Consider the following 23,662-nt stretch of genomic DNA (forward strand, 5'->3'; position numbering starts at 1 on the left):
CAGAGTTATGGACAGCCCCTCTCCCGGCGTCGCTTCGCTCCGCCACCCTCTCCCCAGTGGGGAGAGGGGCTGGACGTGCCAACCAGTCCCGCGGCGCGTCGTCGACCAGCGTGTCGACGCCGGCGTCACGCCACCAGCGGATCAGGCTGGCCGCGGCTTCGCGGTCGATTAAAGCTGACGCCCCTACCATCGCCGATACTAAGGTCCCCGGTTGACGCTCGGGTCAACCGACTGCATCGGTTAACCGCTACCAGTCGTGGCCGAGGTGCGACGAAGCGGGGCCGTAACGAGGAACAGCGAATGAGCGAACGCGAAGCGATGCCCTATGACGTGGTGATCGTCGGTGCCGGCCCGGCAGGGCTGAGCGCAGCGATCCGCCTCAAGCAGCTTGCCGAGGCGAACGGGCAGGAACTGTCCGTCTGCGTGCTCGAAAAGGGCTCCGAAGTCGGGGCGCACATCCTGTCGGGTGCGGTCGTGGATCCCGCCGGGCTCGACGAATTGCTGCCCGACTGGCGCGAGACCTGCTCGCTCGCTCAGACGCCGGTGACCGAGAACCACCATTGGGTGCTGACCGCGCACAAGAAATACGAATTCCCGCACGCGCTGATGCCGCCCTTCATGAACAACAAGGGCACCTATACCGGCTCGCTCGGTAACCTTTGCCGCTGGCTGGCCGAGCGGGCAGAGGGTCTGGGCGTCGAAATCTTCCCCGGCTTCGCCGCCGCCGAAATTCTCTTCAACGAGGACGGATCGGTGAAAGGCGTCGCGACCGGCGACATGGGCGTCGCGCGCGACGGCACGCACAAGCCCGATTACCAGCCCGGGCTGGAGCTCCACGCCAGATACACCTTCTTCGCCGAAGGTGCGCGCGGGCATCTGACGAAAGAGCTGAAACGCATCTTCAATCTCGATGCGAACTGCGAACCACAGGTTTATGGAATCGGGCTGAAAGAACTCTGGGATATCGATCCGGCCAAGCACAAGCCGGGCAAGGTCGTGCACACCCAGGGCTGGCCGCTTACCGATGCCTGGGGGGGTGGTTTTCTCTATCATCAAGCGAACGGCCAGGTCGCGCTCGGCTTCGTGGTCGCACTGTCCTACAAGAACCCGCATCTGTCGCCGTTTCACGAATTCCAGCGCTGGAAGCACCATCCGGCGATCAGGGAAGTGCTCGAAGGCGGCAAGCGCGTGTCCTATGGCGCGCGCGCGATCAATGAGGGCGGCTGGCAGTCGGTGCCGAAGCTCGTCTTCCCGGGCGGTGCGCTGATCGGCTGTTCGGCCGGATTCGTGAACGTGCCGCGGATCAAGGGCAGCCATACCGCGATCAAGTCCGGCATGCTGGCCGCCGAAGCGGCGTTCGACGCAATCCGGGCCGAGCGCTCCGCCGACGAGCTTGCCGCCTATCCGGAGGCGCTGGAAAAGAGCTGGGTCGCCAAGGAGCTGAAGAAGGTCCGGAACGTCGAGCCCGCGATCGCCAAGTTCGGCGGCACGGTCGGCACGCTGGTCGCCGGCATCGACATGTGGATGCGGCAGCTTGGGGTCGGCCTGCCGTTCACCTTCAAGCACAAGCCTGACCACACCAAGCTGTGGCGCGCCGACCAGACGCCGAAGATCGACTATCCCAAACCTGACGGCGTGATCAGCTTCGATCGCCTGTCGTCGGTCTTCCTGTCGAACACCAATCATGAGGAAGACCAGCCGATCCACCTGACGCTGAAGGACGCGGACGTGCCGATCGGCTATAACCTGCCGGTGTATGACGAGCCGGCGCAGCGTTATTGCCCGGCCGGCGTTTACGAAGTGGTGGGACAGGACGAAGGAAATCCGCGGTTTGTGATCAACGCGCAGAATTGCGTTCACTGCAAAACCTGCGACATCAAGGATCCGACCCAGAACATCAATTGGGTCGTGCCGGAGGGCGGTGGTGGACCGAATTACCCGAACATGTAGCTTCTCGCTTGCTTTGGCCCTGCTCGCATCGTCGGGCGCGCAGGCGAAGAAGGTCACCGTTGCCGACTCTTCGTCGCTTCTGCAGGCCTATGCCCGGGCGCGGCTGGCAGGCTCGGACGGCGCTCTCGAAATGGCCGCGCGCGCCTATTCGACGGTGCTTGCTGCCCGGCCCGACGATGCCGAGATTGCGGCGCGCGCCTATCGCCAGGCGTTGATCGCGGGCGACTTTCCGCTGGCGCTGAAGGCGGCCGCCGCGCTCGACAAGGCCGGCGTGCTCCCGCCTGACGGGCAATTGCTGTTCCTGTCGCGCGCCCTGAAGGTCAAGGATTGGCCGGCTGCCAATGTCGCGCTGGAGGCGCTGGGCAAGGACGGCAGCTTCGATTTCATGGTCCCTGTGCTCCGCGCCTGGGTGGCGCAGGCGAGCGGGAAGGGCGACCCGTTCGCAATCCTCGACGCACCGACCGGGAGCGCGCTGACGTCGGCGCTGGGATCGGAGCAGCGCGCGCTGATCCTGATCGCGTCGGGCAAGCTCGACGATGCCGCGACAGTCGCGCAGGCTCAGGCGCTTGCCGCCGGCGGCGGGTCGGCGGCGCTCAAGATGGCGGTCGCATCGGCGCTCCAGAACGCGGGGCGAAAGGAGTCCGCGCTGACGCTGCTGCGCGGCGATGATCCGGTCATTGTCGCGGCGCGATCGCTGGTCGAAGCCGGTAAACCGCTGAACGTCGGCACGCGTGATGCGGCCGGCGGGATTGCGGCCCTGTTGGTGCGTGTCGGCGAAGCGATCCAGTCGGATCCGCGTTCGCCGGTCGGCCTGACCCTTGTGCGGCTCGCGACGTATCTCGATCCGACGAACGACGGCGCGACGGTGATGCTCGCGCGGCTCCTCGCCAATGTCGGCCAGCCGGAGTCTGCGCTCGCGCTTGCCGGGCAGGTCGGCCCCGATAGTCCTTATTCCGGCGCCGCAATCGACACCCGCGTCGGTATCCTGACCGAGCGCGGCCAGCGCGAGCAGGCGCTGGCGCTGGCTCAGGCCAAGAGCGATGGGCCGGACGCGACGCTCGCCGACATCGTGCGCACTGGCGACTTGCTCGAATCGCTGGACCGGCATGCGGACGCGGCCAAGGCCTATGATCGCGCGATCGCGCTTGCCCAGAAGACGCCCGAAATGGCCGACAAGCTGTGGAGCATATGGCTGCTGAAGGGCGGCGCGCTGGAACAGGGGGGCAATTGGGCAGAGGCGAAGCCGGCGCTCGAAAAGGCGGTGCAGCTTGCGCCGCTCCAGCCAGTCGCGCTCAATTATCTGGGCTATGCGCAGCTCGAGCGGCGGGAGAATGTGAAGGCCGCGCTGGCGATGATCGAGCGGGCGAGCCAGCTCAAGCCCGACGATCCGGCGATCACAGACTCGCTTGGCTGGGCGCATTACCTGGTGGGCGATGTCGCCAAGGCCATTCCGACGCTTGAAAAGGCCGTCCAGGCGCAGCCAGGGGATGCTACGATCAATGAGCATCTGGGCGATGCCTATTGGGCCGTTGGCCGCAAATACGAAGCGCGCTACGCCTGGAATGCCGCCGCGGTGTTCGCCGACACCGCCGATGTCGCGGCCCGGGCGAAAGCGAAGGCGGACGGCGGCTTCACCCCCGCGCTCGCCGCGAAATAGTTTTCGGCCGGAGTTGACCCGCTCTTAACCCGATTTGGGCAAAGAGCCGCAATGGCCCGGCGAGCGCACGCAATGACCGATTTCGATGCGGTCATAGTGAAGAACACGGCGCGCTTTCTGCTGCCGCTGGTGATCGCGAACAGTTGGGCCGCGCTCGTGGTGAGCGGCGTCGCCTGGAGCGAATTCTACCCGGTGCTGCTGCTGTTCGTGTCGACGGCGGCGATGTTGGGCGGCGGGCTCTATGTCGGCTGCCGGGGCGTGTACCGCGTGATCGGGAAGGGGCCTTTCCTGTGCATCGACAGCGCGGCCTGGGTTGCGCTTGGCGCTGGGTGCCTAATCCTGCTGCTGCCGGGCTTTGGCGCATTCAAGCAATTGCTTCTTTCGCAGCGCGGGTTCGTGTTCGATGCCGCCCTGGCCGGGCTGGAGCGCACAGTGTTGGGCGGCGCATCGGCCTGGCAGCTGACCCACGCGCTGTTCGGCAGCGTGTGGCCGACGCTGATCATCGGCCAAATCTACTCCTTCTGGTCGTTGATTTTCATGGCTTTCCCGATGGCCATTCCGTTCGTGACGCGCGACGGCAGTCGGCGCGCGCAGATGCTGATTGCGTGGGTGCTCGCCTGGCTCCTGATCGGAACCTTTGCCGCCTGGGTCTTCGCCTCCGCAGGGCCCTGCTATTACAACGACCTGGTCGGCCCGGACCCGAATTTCGCTGCGTTAAACGCGCGCCTTAGATCGATGGCGGCAGAGGCTCGCGCGGCAGGGCTGGAACTGAGTAACATCGAGTTCCAATCGATGCTGCTCAAGGCTCAGGCATCGGGCCGATATGCGCCAGCGGGCGGCATTTCGGCCATGCCGTCGATGCATGTGGCGATGGCGACGTTGATTGCGCTCGCCGGCTGGACCGCCCGGCGATCGGTCGGGCAAGTGCTGACCGCTTATGCCCTCGTGATCTGGATCGCCTCGATCCATCTCGGCTGGCATTATGCCGCGGACGGACCGGTCGCGGCCGTGATGATGCTGGGCGTGTGGCGCCTGTCCGCCCGGATCGTTCAGGCAATCGGCGGTGATCGGCAGGTGGATGCCACGCCGGACGCGGAGGCCTGCGTCGCCTGAGCTTGGCGTTCGCGCCAAGACTCGCCAGAAGCGCCGGCATGGTCAGTCATGCGCAATGCGAACCTGCCCCGGCAAAGATCAACCTGGCGCTGCATGTGCGGGAGCGCATGGTGGACGGCTACCATCGGATCGAAACGCTGTTCGCCTTCGCACGCGACGGGGACCGCCTGACCGTCGGGCCGGCAGATGGGCTGTCGCTGGATATCGAAGGGCCGTTCGCAAAGGGGCTGAGCGCAGGGCCCGACAATCTCGTTTTCCGCGCAGCCGAAGCGCTGCGGCAAGCGGCGGGTCTCCGGACCGGTGCCGCGCTCACGCTCGAAAAGAACCTGCCGGTTGCCGCGGGGATCGGCGGCGGATCGGCGGATGCAGCGGCGGCGTTGCGGCTGCTGGCGCGTTTCTGGGACACTGACGCACCGCTGGAGCCGATCGCGCGCGCACTTGGCGCAGATGTGCCGGCCTGTCTCGTCGGACGCACGGTGCGCGGCGAGGGCAGGGGAGAGGCGCTGACGCCGGTCGCAGCGGCGGAGCTGAGCGGCAGGCCTCTTCTGCTGGTCAATCCGGGCGTCGCGATGCTGACCGGTCCGGTGTTTGCGGCGTGGGATGGCGTCGATCGCGGGCCGCTCAGTTCGGGCGATCCGCTCGAGGTGGCGCGCGCGGGACGCAACGATCTCGAAGCTCCGGCAATCCGCCTCTGCCCGGTGATCGGCGAATTGCTGGTCTGGCTCCGCGCGCAGCAGGGGGCCGTGCTCGCGCGCATGTCGGGCTCCGGCGCGACCTGCTTCGCGCTCTTCGACAGCGCCGAACACTGCGCGCGTGCGGCCGAACAGGCACGGCGAAGCTGGTCCTGGAGTCTCGAAACGGCACTGGCCTGACCCGCGCGTTTCGCTTCGGCACAGGGCGCCTCCCTGGCATCAAGCAGGATCAAACACTTAGCTGTTGGCACGGCGATTGCTGATCAGGATCGAGCGGATCGGCGTGCCCGCCAGCATGGCCCGTCCGCCCCAGGTCCATGCGCGGCTTTTTTCGCGCATGCATTGGGCATGGGGGGCGGCGCCTGTTGCGTCGTCCCCCAAACCCCGTGACATTCGGCGCGTGACCGGGCAGCAGCCCTTTGTGAGCGAAGCCTATTCCATCCTGTCCGGCGATGCGGCCTCGGGCCTGCTGATCGTCGTCGATCACGCCTCCCGTACGATCCCGGCCGACATACAGCTCGGCATCGATCCTGCGCACGCCGAAAAGCATATCGGCTGGGACATCGGCGCCGCCGATCTGGGCGGCGCATTGTGCGAGCGGCTGGGCTGTCCCGGCCTGTTCGGCGCCGTCTCTCGCCTCGTCCTCGACCTGCACCGGGAAGAAGACAGTCCCGCGCTGATCCCGGAGGCGAGCGACGGGCACCATATTCCGGGGAACGCCGGGCTTGGCGAGGCGGATCGGGAGGCACGGATCGCACGTTTCTGGCGCCCATATCATGCCCGGCTCGCAGATATGGTGGCGGCGAACCGGCCGGCGCTGATCGCGGCCGTGCACAGCTTCACGCCGCGGCTGGAAACGGCGGACGGATCCGACCGTCCGTGGCAGGTCGGCATCCTCTACAATGGCGACGACCGCGCCGCCCGCCTCGCGATCGAGCAACTGCGCACAATGGGCTTCGAAACCGGCGACAACGAACCCTATTCAGGCAAGCTCCTGAACGCGACGATGAATCTGCATGCGGAGGCGCACGGCATCCCCTATCTTGCGATCGAGGTCCGCAACGACCTGCTCCGCGATGCCGCCGGCGTGGCGCGCTGGGCCGAGGTGCTGGAGCGCGTCATTGTGCAGTGCCGCAATGAGCTTGCGCCGGAGCAAGTCTTTCGGACATAGGCTTGCGCGATGAGCAGCCGTTTCGACAAGAACAAACTCCCGTCGCGCCACGTCTCGGTCGGGCCAGAGCGCGCGCCGCATCGCAGCTACTACTACGCCATGGGCCTCGATGAGGAGGCGATCGCGCGGCCGTTCGTGGGCATCGTCTCGGCCGGAAACGACTCCGCGCCGTGCAACACGACCCTCGATGCGCAGGCGGATGCCGCGCGGGCGGGCGTGGAGGCGGGCGGCGGCATGCCGCGGCGCTTCAATACCATTACGGTGACCGACGGTATCGCGATGGGCCACCAGGGCATGAAGTCGTCGCTGGTCAGCCGCGAGGTCATCGCCGACTCGGTCGAGCTCAGTGTCCGCGGCCATTGCTATGACGCGCTGGTCGGCTTTGCCGGCTGCGACAAGTCGCTGCCCGGCATGATGATGGCGATGCTGCGCCTGAACGTGCCCAGCGTGTTCGTCTATGGCGGCTCGATCCTGCCCGGCAGCTTCCATGGCCGCGACGTGACGGTGGTCGACGTGTTCGAGGCGGTCGGCCAGCACGCCGCCGGCAATTGCCCGCTGCAGGAGCTGATTGAGTTGGAGAAGGTCGCGTGCCCCGGCCACGGCGCGTGCGGCGGTCAGTTCACGGCCAACACCATGGCGTGCGTCGGCGAGGCGATCGGCTTGTCCTTGCCCAACAGCAACATGGTGCCCGCGCCGTACCGCGCCCGCGACGAAGTCGCGCGCGCGGCGGGCGCGGCGGTGATGGATTTGCTCGCCCGCAATCTGCGCCCGCGCGACATCTGCACCCGCGCCGCATTCGAGAACGCGGCGCGCGTGGTGGCGGCGACCGGCGGCTCGACCAATGCCGCGCTGCATCTGCCGGCCATGGCCAACGAGGCCGGCATCGAATTCGACCTGCACGACGTCGCGCGCGTTTTCAAATCAACGCCTTACCTGGCAGACCTGAAACCCGGCGGGAAGTATGTCGCGAAAGACATGTACGAAGCCGGGGGCGTCTACATGCTGATGAAGACGATGCTCGCCGGGGACCTGCTCGATGGCGAGTGCCTGACCGTCACCGGCCTCACGCTCGCCGAGAATATCGATCGCGTGACCTGGAACCCCGATCAGAAAGTGATCCGCGAGGTCTCAAACCCGATCACGCCCACCGGCGGCGTCGTCGGCCTCAAGGGATCGCTCGCTCCTGAAGGCGCGATCGTGAAGGTTGCGGGCATGCACCGGCTGCAGTTCGACGGCCCGGCCCGCGTGTTCGACTGCGAGGAGGACGCCTTCGCGGCCGTCGAGGCGCGGCAGATCGCGGAAGGCACCGTCATCATCATCCGCTACGAAGGGCCGAAGGGCGGCCCCGGCATGCGTGAGATGCTGTCGACCACCGCCGCGCTCTACGGGCTCGGCATGGGGGAGAAGGTCGCGCTGATCACTGACGGCCGCTTCTCGGGCGGCACGCGCGGCTTCTGCATCGGCCATGTCGGGCCGGAAGCGGCGGACGGCGGCCCGATCGCGCTGGTCGAGGATGGCGACACGATCCGTATCGATGCCGAGGTCGGGACAATCGACCTCGACGTGCCGGAGGATGTGCTGGCGGAACGCCGCGCCCGCTGGCAACCGCGCCGCAACGACTATCAGGCGGGCGCGCTCTGGCGCTACGCTCAGAATGTCGGGCCGGCGTGCAAGGGAGCGGTCACACATCCGGGCGCGAAGGCCGAGACGCACGTTTTCGCGGACATTTGAACGCACCGTCATTCCCGCGAAAGCGGGAATCCCGCTGCCTGCTTCCTTTGTGGCCTTCGTGCCTTTGTGCGAGCCCAACCTTCTTGTTATCTCGCACGAAGACACGAAGAACACGAAGAAGCGGGATTCCCGCTTTCGCGGGAATGACGATAGAGGGGCTCTGATGACAGCCCGCCCGATCCTCACCGCTGCCGAAATGCGCGCCGCCGAGGAGCGGGCGATCGCCGGCGGCACGCCGGTCGAGTTGCTGATGGAGCGCGCCGGCTTCGGCGTTGCGGAGGCGGCGTGGCGCTTTGCCGGGCCGCTCAAGACGCTGGTGTTGTGCGGCCCGGGCAATAATGGCGGCGACGGCTATGTCGCGGCGCGCTACCTCGCTCAGCGCGGGATGGACGTGCGGGTGGCCGCGTTGGGCGAGCCGAAGGCGGGGGCAGCGGCTGCGGCGCGGGCGGCCTGGGCAGGGCCGGTGGTGTCGATCGATGAAGCGCGGCCCGCACCGATCCTGGTCGATGCGCTGTTCGGCACCGGCCTGTCGCGCGGCCTTAACAACGCATTGGCGGCCCGACTGGCGAGCCTTGCAGAAGCCGCGCGCATCCGCGTCGCGGTCGACTTGCCGAGCGGTGTCGAGACCGACACGGGCGCACTGCTGACCGGGGTGCCTCGTTTCGACCTGACCGTCACCTTCGCGACGTTGAAGCCCGCGCACCTGCTCCAGCCGTCCGCGGCGCTGTGCGGGCGGATCGTGACGGTCGATATCGGCATCGAGGCACAGGCGCCGCTCACCGTCATCGGCCGGCCGGCGCTCAGGCCGCCGAGCCCGCAGGATCACAAATATACGCGCGGGCTGGTCGCGGTCATCGGCGGCGCGATGCCCGGCGCGAGCGAGTTGGCCGCACTCGGCGCGGCGCATGCCGGCGCCGGCTATGTTCTGCTGCTGGAGGCGGAGCCGCGCTTCGGCCAGCCGCACGCGATCGTCCGCCGGGTTGCTGCGGATCTGGCGAAGGCGCTGGCGGACCAGCGGATCGGCGCACTGGTGGTCGGCCCCGGTCTCGGCCGCGATGCCGATGCGGGGAAGGCTCTTCAGGCGGCGATCGAGAGCGGCCGCGCGCTGGTGATCGACGGCGATGCGCTGCACCTGCTCGGGCCGCGCCGGCTGACTGCTCCGGCAATCCTGACCCCGCACGAAGGCGAGTTCCGTGCGCTGTTTCCTGACGTGAAGCACGCGTCAAAGGTCGAGCGCGCCCGTGCTGCGGCCGCCCGAAGCGGCGCGGTGATCGTCTACAAGGGCGCCGACACCGTCGTCGCCGCGCCGGATAGGCGTGCCGCGCTGGCCGGCGAAGCCTCGGTGTGGCTCTCGACCGCAGGCACCGGCGATGTGCTTGCCGGCGCAATCGGCGCCATGCTCGCGCGCGGGCTGGCGCCGTTCGAAGCGGCGCAGGCCGGCGTCTGGCTGCACGGCGAGGCGGCCCGGCGCGCGGGCAAGGCATTCCTCGCCGACGATCTCGCCCGGCATTTGTCGGACTGTTTGTGAGCGATCCCGGCCTGATCGTGCGCGTCGCGGCGCGGGGGGACGGCGTGACCTTGGACGGCCGCTTTGCGCCGCTCGCCGCGCCCGGCGACCGGCTGCGCGCCGATGGCACCGTCGAGCCTGGGCCCCACCATCAGCTGCCGCCATGCCGTCATTTCCCGGAATGCGGCGGCTGCCAGCTCCAGCATCTGGATGACGAGACCTATGCCGGCTTCGTGCGCGGCCGGATCGCGAGTGCGCTGGAAGGGCAGGGGATGCCACTGCCCGAATTCGCCCCGGTCCATCTCTCCCCGCCGCGCACCCGTCGCCGCGCGAGCCTGAGCGCACAGCGAGCGGGCAAGCGCGTGCTGCTCGGCTTCAAACAGGAACGCAGCCACCGGATCGAGGACATGCGCGAATGCCATATCCTCTGCCCGGAACTGTTCGCGCTGGTTGAGCCGCTGCGTGGACTGCTCGGCATCCTCTTGCCCGATAAACGCACGGCGACGGTCAAGATGGCGCTGGCGGACCAAGGCGCGGACCTGCTGATCGAAGGGATTGCCGCCGACACGCTCGCGGGGATCGAAGCGCTGACCGCGTTCGCCGAGCTGCATCGCCTCGCACGGCTGTCGCTCGACGACGGCATGGGCCCGCAGACGCGCTGGGAGCCGGAGCTGGTGACGGTCACGCTCGGCGGGGCTTCGGTCCCGTTGCCGCACGACGCGTTCCTGCAGGCGACCGAAGATGGCGAAGCGGCTTTGCTCGGCGCGGTCCGGCAGGGCGTGGGCGACGCGCGGATCGTCGCCGACCTGTTCGCGGGAATCGGGACCTTCGCGCTCAACCTGCCCGGCAAAGTCTATGCCGCCGAAGCGTCGCGCGACGCCGTGCTGGCGCTGAAAGCGGCAGGGCGGGGCACATTCGTCGAACACCGCGACCTCTATCGCCGGCCGCTGACCACCGCGGAGCTCGACCGCTTCGAGGCCGTGGCGCTCGATCCGCCGCGCGCCGGCGCCGAAGTCCAGGCGCAACAACTCGCCGCCTCGACCGTGCCGCGGATTGCCTATGTCTCGTGCAACCCGGCAAGCTTTGCCCGCGACGCGAAGCTGCTGGTCGCGGGCGGCTACACGCTCGAGCGGATCACGCCTGTCGGCCAGTTCCGCTGGTCGACGCACGTCGAACTCGCCGGCCACTTCACCCGAAAATAGGGACAGTCCCTATTTTACGGACGCAGCAGGTGGATCGCCGCGTGCACTGTCAGCGCGACGAGACACAGGCTCGCCAGCATGAAGACAGAGAACCGCACGATGATCTTGTTGATGGTTGCCTGGACAAGGCTGTGGATAATTCTGAGGGCGACGTAGATCCAGGCGAGGATCAGGTTCAGCCCGTCGCCCAGTCCCATCAGCGCGAGCGACAAGGCGATCGCGTAGAAGATGGTCGGCTGTTCCATCAGGTGATTGTAATTGTCCGCTTTCCAGCGGACGTGCGGCGGCAGCGTCGCCGTCAGCTCGCCCGGGGCGCGATTGGGATCGAGCGGAACCCGCGCCGCCCGCATCGCCGGGATGCGCGTGGCATAGAGCCACGCCTGCATCACCAGCGACCAAGCGACCAGCGCGACGATCGGCGCGAGGATCGGGCTGTGCATCAGTGGAGCGTCCGCAGCAGGGCCATGATCGTCAGGCCCAGCAGTGCCACCGTCGAGGCTAGGAACAGCGGAAAGCGGAGCGCGATCCGGTTCGACGTCACCTGCACCAGGCTATGGACGACGCGGATGATCACGTAGGTCCACGCCAGCGCCACTGCGACCGCGCTGACCTGCCCAAGGATCGCGAGGATGCCGACGACCGCGTAGAACAGCGTCGGTTGCTCGACCAGGTGCGCGTAATTGTGCGACTTCCAGTTGACGTTCGCCGGCAGCACGGTTTCCAGGTCCTGGCCGCGACCCCCGACAGCTTTCGACATGTCGATTCCGGCAGCCTTCAGCGCCGGCAGCCGCGTCCCCGCCATCCAGACGAGCATCACGAGCGTCCACAGCACCAGCACCGCGGCCGGCGCGAGTATATCAGCCTTCATGTCATTGCCTCCCCGTTATGACGGGAACCTGCGTCAGCGCGAGGAGGCGGTCAAGCGATCAGCGCGCAGCGGCCGCCTTGGCGTCAGTAAGCAGCCGGTCGAGCGCCGCGCGATCGTAGGTTTTGCCGTGCAGCACGACCGTGCGGATCGCACGCGTCGCCGCGATGTCCGCGAGCGGATTGGCGTCGAGGACAAGGATGTCCGCGGCCTCGCCCGGGGCAAGCGCGCCGTAGCGGGCCGACTTGCCGAGGAAGGCGGGGCCGGTGATCACTGCCGAGCGCAGCGCCTGCGCGGGCGTGAGTCCCGCCTCGACATAGCGCGCCAGTTCGTCGTGCAGGCCCTGGCCGGGATAATTGAACGAGTTGAGATAACCCGCATCCGTCCCGGCCAGGATCGGCAGGCCCGCCTCGGCGACGAGCGGCATCAGCGAGGCGGTCAGCTCGTATTTGGCGTGGCGTCGCGCGACTTCCTCCGGCGTCGCCTTGGCCGCGCGCTCGATCCGCCAGTCATAGGTCTTGCGCAGCCCCGGGCCGATCAGCGCCAGGGCCTCGTCATGGGAATGATCGTCACGGTCGAGGTAAGCGAGAATGCGCGACATATTGAGCGTCGGCGTGACGTAGAGGCCTTGCGCGGCAAAGCGGCGATAGGCAGCCCTGGCGAGCGCGGGGTCGAAGCCGTCGACCAGCTTCGCCGACGCGTCGCCGTAGCTGATCTTGCCGGCTGCATAGTCGGCCGAAATCGCCGCCTCGTCGCGCGAGCCGGCCTTGATTAGATAGTCGAGATGCTCGATCGAACCGAGCCCGGCATCCGCGGCCTGCTGGATCGTCAGCGCATAGGGAATGTGCGCCGAGGTCTTCAGCCCGCGCGCTTTCGCGGTCTTCACGGCATAGAGGAAGATCTCGGGCTTCAGCGTGTTGTCGGTGATCTTGACGAAATCGACCCGCATTTCGTTCTGCAGCCGGTCCAGCGCGGCATCGACCTCGGCCGGCGTGCCGACTTCGATCGTGCCTTTCCAGATCGGTTTATAGCCTTCGAGCTTCGGGCCGGAGGTGAAGATCGTCGGGCCGAGCAGCTCGCCCTTCGCCACCTGGTCGCGCCACAGCAGCACGGAATCGCTGATATCCGCCGCGCAGTCGCGCACCGCGGTGATGCCATAGGCGACATAAACCGGCAGTAGCGCCTTGTTCTCGCCGATCAGCTCGTGCCCGCCGCCGAAATGGACGTGCATGTCCCACAGGCCCGGCATCACGAAGCGGCCGCGCGCATCGATCGAGCGCGCGGCCGTGTAGGTCCGGTCGATCTCTGCAGGTGCTCCGACAGCGACGATCGTGTCGCCCTTCACCGCGATCGAACGGTGCGGCACCGTCCCGCCGCCCGCGACGTCGATCAAAGTCGCGTCGCGGACGATCAGGTCGGCGGTTTCCTTCGCCGCCGCCGGCCCGGCAATAAGGCCGGCGAGCGCGGCAGCGAAGGCAAGCAGGCGCCGCATCAGCCGAAGATCTTGCCCCAGGCACGCTTGGCGCGGGTCTTCCAATGGCCGCGGTGATAGGCATCGCTGGCAAGGAGCGGCATTACGCTGCCGGCTTCGGCGAACACCATCTGCTCCAGGGCGGTGTCGACCTTGCCCCAGCTCGCTGCTTCCTTCAGCGTCGAGGACGAGCAGGCGCCGTCGCGCACGTCGGCCACCGTGATCTGCACCGCGTACTTGTGCATCTCGACGTCCTCATGGCCCAGGATTTCGGCGCAGACGACGGTGTCCTGGATGAAGTTCTTCGGCACGCCGCCGCCGATCATCAGCAGGCCGGTGGTGCCCGCCTTGATCTTGATGTCGGTGAGCTCGCGGAAGTCCGCGACCGCGTCGATCGACATGTACGGCTTGCCTTCCTTCATGCGCTCGACCTGGTGCTTGACCAAACCGAAGCCGGCCGAGGAGTCGACAAAGGCCGGGCAGAAGATCGGCACGTCATGCTCATAGGCGAGCTTGACGAGGCTGTTCTCCTTCTTGCCGTGCTCCTTCAGATACTTGCCCATCGCGCGAATGAACTCGCGGCTCGAATAGCCGCGCGGCTTCAGGCTGTCGGCGATGCGGCCAATCGTGTGGTCGCAATCCTGCAGCTGCTCTTCGTCGATATAGGTGTCGTAGATGCGGTCGATGTAGAGCGAACGCAGCGTGTTGTCGTCAGGGATTTCAAGCGCCTGATAGTGCTTGTGGCCAAGCCCTTCGAAGAAATCCATGTCGACGATCGAGGCGCCGGTGGCGACGATGCCGTCGACCATGTTCGAGCGGACCAGCTCCGCATACAGGTCCATGCAGCCGCCGGCAGAGGTCGAGCCCGCGATGACCAGGAAAATCGTGCAATCGGGGTCGGCGAGCATCTGGTTGTAGATGCCCGTCGCGCGCGCGAGGTCGCGGCTGGTGAAGCTCATCTTCCCCATCGCGTCGATAATCGGCCGCGCGTCGAAGCTCTTGATGTCGACATGCTCGACAGTCGTGGAGAGGAGCTCCGCCTTGCGGGTGTCGTTGGCGATGTTGTTCATCGGTTGCTCCGAATCATCCCCTCCCGCTTGCGGGAGGGGTTAGGGGTGGGAATGGCAAAGGTCGAGAGGGTGGTCAGGCCCACCCCCGACCCCTCCCGCGAGCGGGAGGGGAGAGCCGGTTACAGCGTCACGACGTTCGAGGCGACCTCTTCGGTCCCGGCGGCGTACAGCGACACCATTGGCTCGTCGGCGACTTCGACCGTCTCGGCGCGGCCGAAACCGTTGAAGCCGGTCCGCATCGCGCAGCCATAGGCGCCGAGCATCCCGATCTCCAGATAATCGCCCGCCTGCACGTCCGCCGGAAGCATGAACGGTCCTGTCATGTGGTCGAGATCGTCGCAGGTCGGACCGTAGAAGCTGAACGCCATCGGCTTGGCACGGCTGTCCGGCTCGCGCAGCAGGCTGACGGGGAAGCGCCAGCCGACATGCGCCGCGTCGAACAGCGCGCCATAGGCGCCGTCGTTGATGAACAGCTCGTCGCCGCGACGCTTTTCAACGCGCACCACCAGCGAGCTGTACTCGGCGCAGAGCGCGCGGCCGGGCTCCGCCCACAGCTCCGCCGAATAGCTGATCGGCAGGCTCTCGAAGGCGCGGTGGATCGTCTCGAAATAGAGTTCGAGCGGCGGCGGCTCCATGCCGGGGTAGCTGGACGGGAACCCGCCGCCGACATCGATCACATCGACCGTCACGGCCGCTTCGACGATCGCCTGGCGCACGCGCTCCATCGCCTGAGCATAGGCGTCGGGCGTCATCGCCTGCGAACCGACATGGAAGCAGATGCCGAGCGCGTCCGCCGCCTGGCGGGCCGCGAACAGCAGTTCCTTCGATTCCGACGGCGCGATGCCGAATTTCGAGGCGAGGCTGAGCTTCGAATGCTCGGACGACACGCGGAGTCGCACGCACAGCGTCAGGTCGCTCGCGCCCTCGGTCGCGCGGACGATCTTCTCCAGCTCTTCCATCGAATCGAGGGAAAAGGTGCGCACGTCGTGCTCGAAATAAGCCTCGGCGATTGCTTCCTCGGCCTTGACCGGGTGCATGAAGCACAGAACCGCCGCCGGCAGCGTTTCGCGCACCATCCGCACCTCGGCAATCGAGGCCACGTCATAATGCGTGACGCCGCTGTCCCACAGCAGGCGGATCAGATCGGGCGACGGATTCGCCTTCACCGCATACAGCGTCTTGCCCGGAAACTTCTCGACGAAGAATCGGGCGGCGCGCCGGGCGGCGTGCGGACGAATGAGCGTGACCGGATTTACCGGCCGAAGGGCAGTCGCTAGCCCCAGCGCGCTATGATGCTTGTGCAATTCAAGGGACCTCCAATTGCCTCGCGGCAGAGTTGCGAACAAAGCTGCCTTGCGGTGGAAGTCCCATGGGGCAGCGGGGCGCGATATATGAACGGCGGACCCCCCTGTAAAGCTATGAATTGGGGCCTGTTTGAAAACGGAGACAAAGCGTGATTTCAGGGCGACAGCCTGACCGGGCCGGCGTTGTTAGAGCATTGGAAAAGCTGGAGAAGATCGTTGCGCCCACGCCGCTGCTTCAAGCGGAGATTGACGGGCAAACTCTTTATCTGAAAGCCGAATCGCTGCAGCCGATGGGGGCATTCAAGCTGCGCGGGGCGTGGCACCGACTCAGCGATCTGACGGAACCCGAGCGGGAGAAGGGCGTGGTCGCCTTTTCGTCCGGCAACCATGCGCAGGGCGTCGCCTGGGCCGCGCGCCGGCTCGGCATCCGCGCGACGATCGTGATGCCTGCCGATTCCCCGAAAAAGAAGCTCGACAACACCCGCACGCTCGGCGCCGAGGTCGTGACCTATGACCGCATGACCGAAAGCCGCGAAACGATCGCCGCCCGCATCGCGGAGGAGCGCGGATCGGTGGTGGTACCGAGCTTCGATGACCCGTGGGTGGTCGAAGGGCAGGGGAGCGCGGGGCTGGAAGTCTGTCGCCAGATGGCAGCGCTGGGTCTTGCGCCGCCGGACCGGATCGTCACGCCTTGCGGCGGTGGCGGGCTCGCCTCGGGCCTGGCGCTCGCGGTGCCCGACGCGGAGATCGTGATCGCCGAACCCGAGGGCTGGGACGACATGACGCGTTCCCTGTCAGGGGGAGAAATCGTGCCCGTCGGCCCGAATCCGCCGCCGACCGCCTGCGATGCCCTCCAGACTTTGAAGGTCGCGCCGCTGACGTTCGATATCCTGAACGCGCGGGGTGCTCGCGGAGTATCGGTCAGCGAAGCGGAAGCGGGCGCGGCGATGCGGTGGGCGTTCGACAATCTGCGGCTGGTGCTGGAAGCGGGCGGAGCCGTCGCGCTGGGCGCGGTGCTGGCGGGCAAGGTCGAGCCGACCGAACGGATGCTGGTGATACTGTCCGGCGGCAATGTCGACGCGGACACGTTTGTCAGGATGGCGGGGCTATCAAATCCTCCCCTTAGAGGGGAGGTGGCGCGCGAAGCGCGACGGAGGGGTGCCGCCGGTGGAGAATGAAGCTCGAGCCCTGACACCCCTCCACCACTCGGCTTTGCCGAGCGGTCCCCCCTCCCCTTGCAGGGGAGGATTTTAGGTGACCGGTCCCTCCGCTCTGGTCCTTTCCGTGCTCATGATCGCGGCCGTCGCGCTGATCCTCGGCGGGGTCGCGCAGCTCAGGCGCGGAGAGAAGCGAGGCTGGCTGATGTTCGTTGCTGCCGTGGTGCTGGTCGGCAATGTCCTGATATGGACGGTTTAGGCGGAGGCCGCCGCGCGCTCCGGCAAATTGTCGAACACGCGGCGGATTTCCTGGAGCACGTCGACGGTCTTCTCCAGGTCCTCGTCCTGAAACTCCGACATCAAAGGCTCGATCTCGGGTGCCATCCGGGCGACGGACTCGGCATGGGTGGACCGGCCGGCAGCGGTGATGCCGATGACCTGGTCGTCGCCCTCGCCGATGCGCCCGATCAGGCCGCGCTGCTCGAGCGCGGCCAGGTGCACGTCGATTTCCTCAGTCGTCACCTGGAACATCCAGGCCAGGATCGATTTCCGCTCCTGTTCGCGGTTGTTCCGGATGAAGTAATTAAGCGCGCCGAACTGTCCGGCGGTCAGGCCGGAGGTCTCGATCGTGCCGAGGTGGTTGCGGACAAGATGCTCGACCACCGCAATCTCGGTGAACAGGTCCAGCAACAGCTTTTCGCGATCAGCCATGACGCGTCTCCGCGCAAAATCACCGGATCGGGCAGCTCGGATCCAGCCGGAAATCGAGATACTTGTCCACGCTTCCCATCAGCTGCGGCATTTCGTGCTCAAAGAAATGATTCGCGCCCGGGATGGTGTCGTGATGGATCGTGATGTGCTTTTGGGTGCGCAGCTTGTCGACGAGCTTCTGCACGGCAGACGGCGTCACGACTTCGTCCGCTTCGCCTTGGACGATGATGCCGGATGCCGGGCAGGGCGCCAGGAAGCTGAAATCGTACATGTTCGCGGGCGGCGCGATCGAGATGAAGCCTCGGACTTCGGGGCGGCGCATCAACAGCTGCATGCCGATCCACGCGCCGAAACTGACGCCGGCAACCCAGGTCTGCTGTGCTTCGGGGTGAAAGCTCTGCACCCAATCCAGCGCCGAGGCGGCGTCCGACAGCTCACCGACGCCGTTGTCGAACGTCCCCTGGCTCTTGCCCACGCCGCGGAAGTTGAAGCGCAGCGTCGCGAAGCCGCGCCGCGCAAAGGTCTGATACAGCGCCTGCACGATGCGGTTGTTCATCGTCCCCATGGCCTGCGGGTGGGGATGCAGGATCATCGCGACCGGCGCGCGGGGGCGCGGCGGCGGAGCAAAACGACCCTCGAGGCGCCCCTCGGGGCCGGGAAAAATAACTTCGGGCATAGCACCTTGATCGAAAATGCGCCCGGAATGGTGGCGCAGAGTTGCGGCGCTATATAGGATTGTCGCCGAAATTCGCAAACGAGTCCCACGTTGAGCCAGCGCCTCTATCTCGATCATGCTGCCACCACGCCGATGGTGCTGTCCGCGCGCGAGGCGATGCGGGCCGCGATCGCGCGCTGGGCCAATCCGTCGTCGCCCCATGCCGAGGGCCGCGCCGCCCGGGCGATGCTGGAGGATGCGCGCAGCCGAATCGCGAAAGCGCTTGGCTGGGACGGCGAGGTGATCCTGACGAGCGGCGCGACCGAGGCGATCCGCATCGCCCTGACCCGGACAAAGTGCGACGCGCGAATCATCTCCGCGGTCGAGCATGAGGCGGTCCACCGGGTCGCGAGCGACGCCTATTTCCTGCCGGTCCAGCAGGACGGAACCGTTCTGCCCGACGCGCTCACCGGACGATTGGGCGCCCTCGGGGCAAAGGCGCCGCTGGTGGCGATCCAAGCTGTGAACAACGAAACCGGCGTGTGCCAGCCGCTCGGCAAGCTTGCGGCCATTGTCCGGAAGGCCGGCGGGCTGCTGTTCGCCGACTGCGCGCAGGCCGCCGGGAAGGCAGCGCTGCCCGACGCCGACCTGATCGCGATTTCGGCGCACAAATTCGGCGGTCCGCCCGGGGTCGGCGCGTTGCTGGTGCGCGATCTGGGCGTGCTGGACGCGAGCGGAGGCCAGGAGAAAGGCTATCGGCCCGGCACCGAGAATCTGCCGGGCGTGGTCGCGATGGCGGCGGCGCTGGAGGAAGGCCGCGGCTGGGTCGACCGCGCCGCGGACCTGCGCGCGCATCTGGACGGCGCGATCGAGGCGGCCGGCGGCGAGGTCGTCGCCAAGCGTTCGCCGCGGCTGGCGACGATCGCGGCCTACCGAATGCCGGGCGTGGCGGCCTCGGCCCAGCTGATCCAGCTCGACCTGGCCGGCATCGCGATCTCGGCCGGCAGCGCCTGCTCGTCGGGCACGCTGAAGACCAGCCATGTGCTCTCGGCGATGGGCTGGGGCGAGGCGGAGGCGGCGCAGGTGATCCGCGCCAGCTTTGGCCCGGAGACCAGCCGCGCCGACATCTACCGCTTCGTCGAGGCCTGGAAGCGTATCGCGGACGGGGCGCGCAGCCGCGCAGCCTGATGAGTCCGATCTACCTCGACTATCAGGCGACGACGCCGCTCGCGCCCGAGGCGCACGCGGCGATGGAGCCTTGGCTGGCCGACAAATTCGGAAACCCGCATTCGCCGCACCGGATGGGGCGCGAGGCGAAGGCGGCGGTGGAGGTGGCGCGGGATCAAGTCCTCTCCTGTCTCCGTTCTTCTCGAGCGAAGTCGAGAGACGAATGTGCGGCGGAAGGGCGCTTCTCGACTTCGCTCGAAGCGAACGGGTCGTTGTTGTTTACCTCGGGAGCAACGGAGGCAGCGAACCTTGCCATCAAGGGCGCGGCATGGGCTGCTCCTGCTAATCGCCGCAAGATCGTCACGCTCGCGACCGAGCATGCCTGTGTGCTCGACACGGTGCTCTGGCTCGGCAGCCATGGCTTCGAGGCGGTGGTGCTGCCCGTCGGCCGCGATGGTCTGGTCGACCTGGACACGGTGCGAAACGCCGTCGACGAACGCACCGCGGTCGTCGCCGCGATGCTGGTGAACAACGAGATCGGCGTGATTCAGCCGGTCGCGGAGATCGGCCGGATCGCGCGAGACGCCGGCGCGCTGTTCTTCTGCGATGCGGTGCAGGGGCTCGGCCGCGTGGCGCTGCCGGACGCCGACCTGATCGCCGTCTCCGCGCACAAGCTCTTTGGGCCTAAAGGCATCGGGGCGCTCTGGGTGCGCGACGGCGCTGCGGTTGAGCCGCTGATGCACGGCGGCGGGCAGGAAGCCGGCATCCGCTCGGGCACGCTCAGCCCCGCGCTCTGTGCCGGCTTCGGCGCTGCGGCGGCGCTTGCGGAGGTGCGGCATGATGAAGATGCGGCGCATGTCGAACGGCTCTGGGCGCTGGCGACCGCAAAGCTCTGTGGCTGGACGATCAACGGATCGACCAGGCAGCGTTATCGCGGCAACCTCAACATCCGCGCCGACGGGCTGGACGCCGCACGGCTGATCTCGGACGTGCGCGGCGTCGCTTTCTCGGCCGGGTCGGCGTGCGCGAGCGGCTCGGGACGGCCGAGCCATGTGCTGAAGGCGATCGGCCTTTCGGATGCGGAGGCGCGGTCGAGCATCCGTCTGGGGTTCGGCCGGTACACGACAGAGGAAGAGCTGAACCGTGCGCTCGACCTGATCCTCGAAGCGGCGGCCGCGCAGGGGCTGAAGGCGGCGTGACGCGCGTGCGGTTCATCAGCGCGGATGGCTCGACCGTCCGCGAAGTCGACGCCGCGCCCGGCGAACGGCTGCTCGACGTCGCGCAGGCCGATGGCCAGCCGCTGGAAGGCACGTGCGAGGGCCAGATGGCCTGCTCGACGTGCCATGTGATCGTTGATGTCACGGATTTCGCGAAGCTGCCACCGGCGAGCGAGCCGGAAGAGGACATGCTTGACTTGGCCGCCGGCGCCACGCGACACAGCCGGCTCGCCTGCCAGATCTATCTGGGCGCCGATCTGGAGGAGCTCACGGTGCGTATTCCGTCCGAAGTCAGGAACATGCAACGGTGAGAGTGGCCGGATTGCTGGACGGAGTATCCGACGACGCACGGCTCGTCCAGCTCCTTGACAGCATCGATGACGGCTATGTCGCGGTCGACGGCGAATGGCGCATCCGGCTGTTCAACAGGGCCGCGGCCGAGTTCGTGGGGCGACACCGTGCCGAGCTGATCGGCCGCACTCTTTGGGAGGGTGTGCCCGAGATCGTGGGGACCGAGACGGAGCGGCAGCTCCGCCGTGCCGCGGCAGGCGAGAAGATCTGTTTCGAGACGCGGTCCTCCACGCGGCCCGACCGCGACGTGGTGATCCGCGCTGTCCTGCTGCCGGACCGGTCTCTCACCATCACGTTCAGCGATATCACCGAACGCACGACGGCCGAGCGCACCGCCCGGGAAAGCGAGGCGCGGTTCCGCCTGATCGCCGATTCCGCACCGGTGCCGATGTGGGTGACGTCGCTCGACCGCAAACGCTGGTTCGTGAACCGCGCCTATGTCGAGTTTCTGGGTGTCGGTTACGAGGAGGCGACGCAGTTCGACTGGCGCAGCGTCATCCACCCGGATGATATCGGCCGCATCCTGAAGGAGCAGGTCGAGAAGGAAGCGTCGCTTCAGCCGTTCATGCTCGAGGCGCGCTATCGCAAGACGGGCGGCGATTATTGCTGGCTTCGGTCCCATTCGCAGCCGCGCTGGGGGCCGGACGGCGAGCATGTGGGATTCATCGGCGTCGCGTTCGATGTGACCATCGCCAAGGATGCCGAACTGGAGCTGCAGCGTCAGGTTGCGGAACGCACGGCGGAACTGGAGGCGCTGTACACGCGGACGCCCACCATCCTGCAATCGCAGAGCGCCGACGGGCGCCTCGTCAGCGTGTCGGACCGGTGGCTGGAGTTCATGGGATTCGAGAGCCGCGAGCAGGTGGTGGGTCGGCCGGCCGTGGATTTTCTCTCGGACGGCGATCTGGAGCGCTATCGCCGCGAGGACTGGCCAGCGCTGCTGGCGGGCCGCGAAGTGAAGGACGCCGAATATCGTGTCGTGAAGCGCAACGGCGAGATTGCGGACGTGCTGATCTCGTCGCGGCCGTGGCACGACAGCGAGGGCCGGTTCGTCCGGACGATGGCGGCCATCATCGACGTTTCGGCGAGGAAGCGCACCGAGGAAGCGCTGCGCCAGGCGCAGAAGGTCGAGGCGATGGGCCAGCTGACCGGCGGCGTCGCGCATGACTTCAACAACCTGTTGGCGCCGATCATCGGCGGGCTCGACTTGCTGCAGCGGCGCGGCGTGGGCGACGCGCGGACGCAGCAGACGATCGGGTCTGCGCTGCAGGCGGCCGAGCGCGCGAAGACCCTGGTGCAACGGCTGCTCGCCTTCGCACGCCGCCAGCCGCTCCAGCCGTCACCGGTCGATGCCGGGCGCCTGATCGAAGGGATGGCCGAGTTGATCGGCTCGACCGTCGGGCCCCGCATCCGGCTTGTGCTGGACGTGTCCGACGATCTGCCGGCGTGCCTGGCCGATCCCAACCAGGTCGAGATGGCGCTGCTGAACCTCAGCGTGAACGCGCGCGACGCGATGCCGGACGGCGGTACGCTGACGATCGCGGCAGGCGTAGAGCAGGTCGACGAAGCTGCCCACGACCTGCGGCCGGGCAGCTATGTCCGTCTTGCGGTGTCCGACACCGGCTGCGGCATGGACGAGGACGTGGCGGCGCGCGCGATCGAGCCGTTCTTTTCGACGAAGGGAATCGGGCGCGGCACCGGGCTTGGCCTGTCGATGGTGCACGGCCTCGCCGCGCAGCTGGGCGGAGCCCTGCGGCTGAAGAGCGCGCCCGGCCAGGGCACCGAAGTCCAGCTTTGGCTGCCCTGCGCCGCCGCCCGGCCGGAGGCGAGTGCTGCCGGCCAGTCCCCGCGAACGGTGAACGGCGCAGGCGCGGTGCTGCTGGTCGACGATGAGCCGCTGGTCCGCGCGTCAACCGCGGATATGCTGGAAGACATGGGCTTCACCGTCGTGGCGCTGGAGTCCGCCGACGAGGCAGCGGCGCGGCTGGCGGATGGCCTTGCCGTCGATCTGATCGTGACCGACCACCTGATGCCGGGCATGACCGGGACCGAGCTGGCGCGGACGGTTCGGTCGACCCGGCCGGGCACGCCGGTCCTGATCATTTCCGGTTACGCCGAGGCAGGCGGGATCGAGAGCGATCTGCCACGCCTGACCAAGCCGTTCCGGCATGCCGACCTGGCTGCGATGCTGACGACGCTGCTCGGCTAGGCTTTTTCGAAAGCGGTAAGGATCGGGCAGGGACCCTTGGTGCCGGCCCCGCAATCGTCGGCAAGCCGGCTGAGCGCGTCACGCGCGGTTTGCAGCTCGGCGATCTTCACGTCGAGCGCTGCCACCCGTTCGCGTGCCAGCTGGCGCGCGCGCGGCCGGTCGTCGGTCGCGTCGAGCGCCAACAGATCCCCGATCTCCTGCAGCGTGAAGCCGGCCGCCTGTGCCGACTTGATGAAGCGCAAGCGTTTGACGTCTTCCTCGCCGTACCGGCGCACGCCGCCGCCCAGACCGTCTCCTTGCGGCCGCGGCGGTTCCGGCATCAGGCCGCGCCGTTGATAATAGCGGACGGTCTCCACGCCCACGCCGCCCCGAGACGCCAATTTCGCGATCGTCATCATGCCGATTGACTCCGTACCACGGTACGTATGCGACATAGTGCGAGCTCGATTCGCGAGCAAGCAA

Annotated in this window: 22 protein-coding genes and 1 pseudogene; 14 read left to right on the forward strand and 9 right to left on the reverse strand. The window is 67.3% G+C overall.

Features of this window, described 5'->3' with window-relative positions:
* A pseudogene (locus SCH01S_RS16905) lies at nt 1-190 on the reverse strand (hypothetical protein); the annotation flags it as partial.
* Between the two features lie 110 nt (nt 191-300).
* Here SCH01S_RS16905 and SCH01S_RS02645 point away from each other — a divergent pair.
* From SCH01S_RS02645 to SCH01S_RS02680, 8 genes are all read left to right on the forward strand, one after another.
* Nucleotides 301-1,950, forward strand: a complete 1,650-nt coding sequence (locus SCH01S_RS02645) for an electron transfer flavoprotein-ubiquinone oxidoreductase (protein ID WP_046347232.1) — start codon at nt 301-303, stop codon at nt 1,948-1,950.
* Nucleotides 1,951-1,963: 13 nt separating this feature from the next.
* A complete protein-coding gene (locus tag SCH01S_RS02650; RefSeq protein WP_052733734.1) occupies nt 1,964-3,607 on the forward strand; it encodes a tetratricopeptide repeat protein in 1,644 nt (547 codons plus the stop codon).
* 51 nt (nt 3,608-3,658) lie between these two features.
* Nucleotides 3,659-4,720 carry a phosphatase PAP2 family protein gene (locus SCH01S_RS02655; RefSeq protein WP_046347233.1) on the forward strand — a complete coding sequence of 354 codons (1,062 nt, stop codon included), beginning with the start codon at nt 3,659-3,661 and terminating at the stop codon, nt 4,718-4,720.
* Nucleotides 4,721-4,758: 38 nt separating this feature from the next.
* A complete protein-coding gene (locus tag SCH01S_RS02660; RefSeq protein WP_046347234.1) occupies nt 4,759-5,592 on the forward strand; it encodes a 4-(cytidine 5'-diphospho)-2-C-methyl-D-erythritol kinase in 834 nt (277 codons plus the stop codon).
* A 220-nt stretch (nt 5,593-5,812) separates the two neighbouring features.
* Nucleotides 5,813-6,583 carry an N-formylglutamate amidohydrolase gene (locus SCH01S_RS02665; RefSeq protein ID WP_439645795.1) on the forward strand — a complete coding sequence of 257 codons (771 nt, stop codon included), beginning with the start codon at nt 5,813-5,815 and terminating at the stop codon, nt 6,581-6,583.
* A 9-nt stretch (nt 6,584-6,592) separates the two neighbouring features.
* A complete protein-coding gene (gene ilvD / locus SCH01S_RS02670) occupies nt 6,593-8,314 on the forward strand; it encodes a dihydroxy-acid dehydratase (protein ID WP_046347235.1) in 1,722 nt (573 codons plus the stop codon).
* A gap of 163 nt (nt 8,315-8,477) precedes the next feature.
* Entirely contained in the window at nt 8,478-9,842 is a 1,365-nt protein-coding gene (locus SCH01S_RS02675; protein ID WP_046347236.1) for a bifunctional ADP-dependent NAD(P)H-hydrate dehydratase/NAD(P)H-hydrate epimerase, read from the forward strand.
* Nucleotides 9,839-11,023 (forward strand): class I SAM-dependent RNA methyltransferase, encoded by a 1,185-nt coding sequence (locus SCH01S_RS02680; RefSeq protein ID WP_046347237.1) that lies wholly within the window; start codon nt 9,839-9,841, stop codon nt 11,021-11,023. The genes SCH01S_RS02675 and SCH01S_RS02680 overlap by 4 nt, the downstream gene beginning before the upstream one ends.
* Nucleotides 11,024-11,037: 14 nt before the next feature.
* Here SCH01S_RS02680 and SCH01S_RS02685 read toward each other — a convergent pair whose 3' ends face one another.
* From SCH01S_RS02685 to SCH01S_RS02705, 5 genes are all read right to left on the reverse strand, one after another.
* Nucleotides 11,038-11,463, reverse strand: coding sequence for an MAPEG family protein (locus tag SCH01S_RS02685; protein WP_046347238.1), 426 nt, complete (start codon nt 11,461-11,463; stop codon nt 11,038-11,040).
* The gene (locus SCH01S_RS02690) at nt 11,463-11,891 is read right to left on the reverse strand and encodes an MAPEG family protein (RefSeq protein ID WP_046347239.1); all 429 of its coding nucleotides are present in this window, start codon (nt 11,889-11,891) and stop codon (nt 11,463-11,465) included. The genes SCH01S_RS02685 and SCH01S_RS02690 overlap by 1 nt, the downstream gene beginning before the upstream one ends.
* 58 nt (nt 11,892-11,949) lie before the next feature.
* The gene (locus SCH01S_RS02695) at nt 11,950-13,380 is read right to left on the reverse strand and encodes an amidohydrolase family protein (RefSeq protein ID WP_046347240.1); all 1,431 of its coding nucleotides are present in this window, start codon (nt 13,378-13,380) and stop codon (nt 11,950-11,952) included.
* Entirely contained in the window at nt 13,380-14,429 is a 1,050-nt protein-coding gene (locus tag SCH01S_RS02700; RefSeq protein ID WP_046347241.1) for a 1,9-bis(guanidino)-5-aza-nonane synthase, read from the reverse strand. The genes SCH01S_RS02695 and SCH01S_RS02700 overlap by 1 nt, the downstream gene beginning before the upstream one ends.
* Before the next feature lie 119 nt (nt 14,430-14,548).
* Nucleotides 14,549-15,733, reverse strand: a complete 1,185-nt coding sequence (locus SCH01S_RS02705; protein WP_046347242.1) for a type III PLP-dependent enzyme — start codon at nt 15,731-15,733, stop codon at nt 14,549-14,551.
* Between the two features lie 203 nt (nt 15,734-15,936).
* On the opposite strand from SCH01S_RS02705, the gene SCH01S_RS02710 reads away from it, so the two are divergent.
* Nucleotides 15,937-16,911, forward strand: a complete 975-nt coding sequence (locus SCH01S_RS02710; protein WP_369385519.1) for a threonine ammonia-lyase — start codon at nt 15,937-15,939, stop codon at nt 16,909-16,911.
* A gap of 76 nt (nt 16,912-16,987) precedes the next feature.
* Nucleotides 16,988-17,149, forward strand: coding sequence for a hypothetical protein (locus SCH01S_RS16300; protein ID WP_157032777.1), 162 nt, complete (start codon nt 16,988-16,990; stop codon nt 17,147-17,149).
* On the opposite strand, the gene SCH01S_RS02715 is transcribed toward SCH01S_RS16300, so the two are convergent.
* A complete protein-coding gene (locus SCH01S_RS02715) occupies nt 17,146-17,601 on the reverse strand; it encodes a winged helix DNA-binding protein (RefSeq protein WP_046347243.1) in 456 nt (151 codons plus the stop codon). The genes SCH01S_RS16300 and SCH01S_RS02715 overlap by 4 nt on opposite strands.
* Nucleotides 17,602-17,620: 19 nt before the next feature.
* Nucleotides 17,621-18,277 carry an alpha/beta hydrolase gene (locus tag SCH01S_RS02720; RefSeq protein WP_046347244.1) on the reverse strand — a complete coding sequence of 219 codons (657 nt, stop codon included), beginning with the start codon at nt 18,275-18,277 and terminating at the stop codon, nt 17,621-17,623.
* Between the two features lie 90 nt (nt 18,278-18,367).
* Here SCH01S_RS02720 and SCH01S_RS02725 point away from each other — a divergent pair, with 90 nt between their 5' ends.
* Genes SCH01S_RS02725 through SCH01S_RS02740 form a run of 4 tightly spaced genes read left to right on the forward strand, consistent with a single transcriptional unit; the run spans nt 18,368 to nt 23,200 of the window.
* Nucleotides 18,368-19,444, forward strand: a complete 1,077-nt coding sequence (locus SCH01S_RS02725) for a cysteine desulfurase family protein (protein WP_281174940.1) — start codon at nt 18,368-18,370, stop codon at nt 19,442-19,444.
* Nucleotides 19,444-20,622, forward strand: coding sequence for a cysteine desulfurase family protein (locus tag SCH01S_RS02730; RefSeq protein WP_046347245.1), 1,179 nt, complete (start codon nt 19,444-19,446; stop codon nt 20,620-20,622). Before SCH01S_RS02725 ends, SCH01S_RS02730 begins: the two co-directional genes overlap by 1 nt.
* A complete protein-coding gene (locus SCH01S_RS02735; protein WP_046347246.1) occupies nt 20,619-20,951 on the forward strand; it encodes a 2Fe-2S iron-sulfur cluster-binding protein in 333 nt (110 codons plus the stop codon). The genes SCH01S_RS02730 and SCH01S_RS02735 overlap by 4 nt, the downstream gene beginning before the upstream one ends.
* Nucleotides 20,952-20,953: 2 nt before the next feature.
* Nucleotides 20,954-23,200, forward strand: a complete 2,247-nt coding sequence (locus SCH01S_RS02740; protein WP_052733735.1) for a PAS domain S-box protein — start codon at nt 20,954-20,956, stop codon at nt 23,198-23,200.
* On the opposite strand, the gene SCH01S_RS02745 is transcribed toward SCH01S_RS02740, so the two are convergent.
* Nucleotides 23,197-23,595 (reverse strand): MerR family transcriptional regulator, encoded by a 399-nt coding sequence (locus tag SCH01S_RS02745; protein ID WP_046347318.1) that lies wholly within the window; start codon nt 23,593-23,595, stop codon nt 23,197-23,199. The two genes, SCH01S_RS02740 and SCH01S_RS02745, sit on opposite strands and share 4 nt — an antisense overlap.
* Nucleotides 23,596-23,662: the final 67 nt, after the last annotated feature.

Source organism: Sphingomonas changbaiensis NBRC 104936, assembly GCF_000974765.1.
GTDB lineage: Bacteria > Pseudomonadota > Alphaproteobacteria > Sphingomonadales > Sphingomonadaceae > Sphingomonas_B > Sphingomonas_B changbaiensis.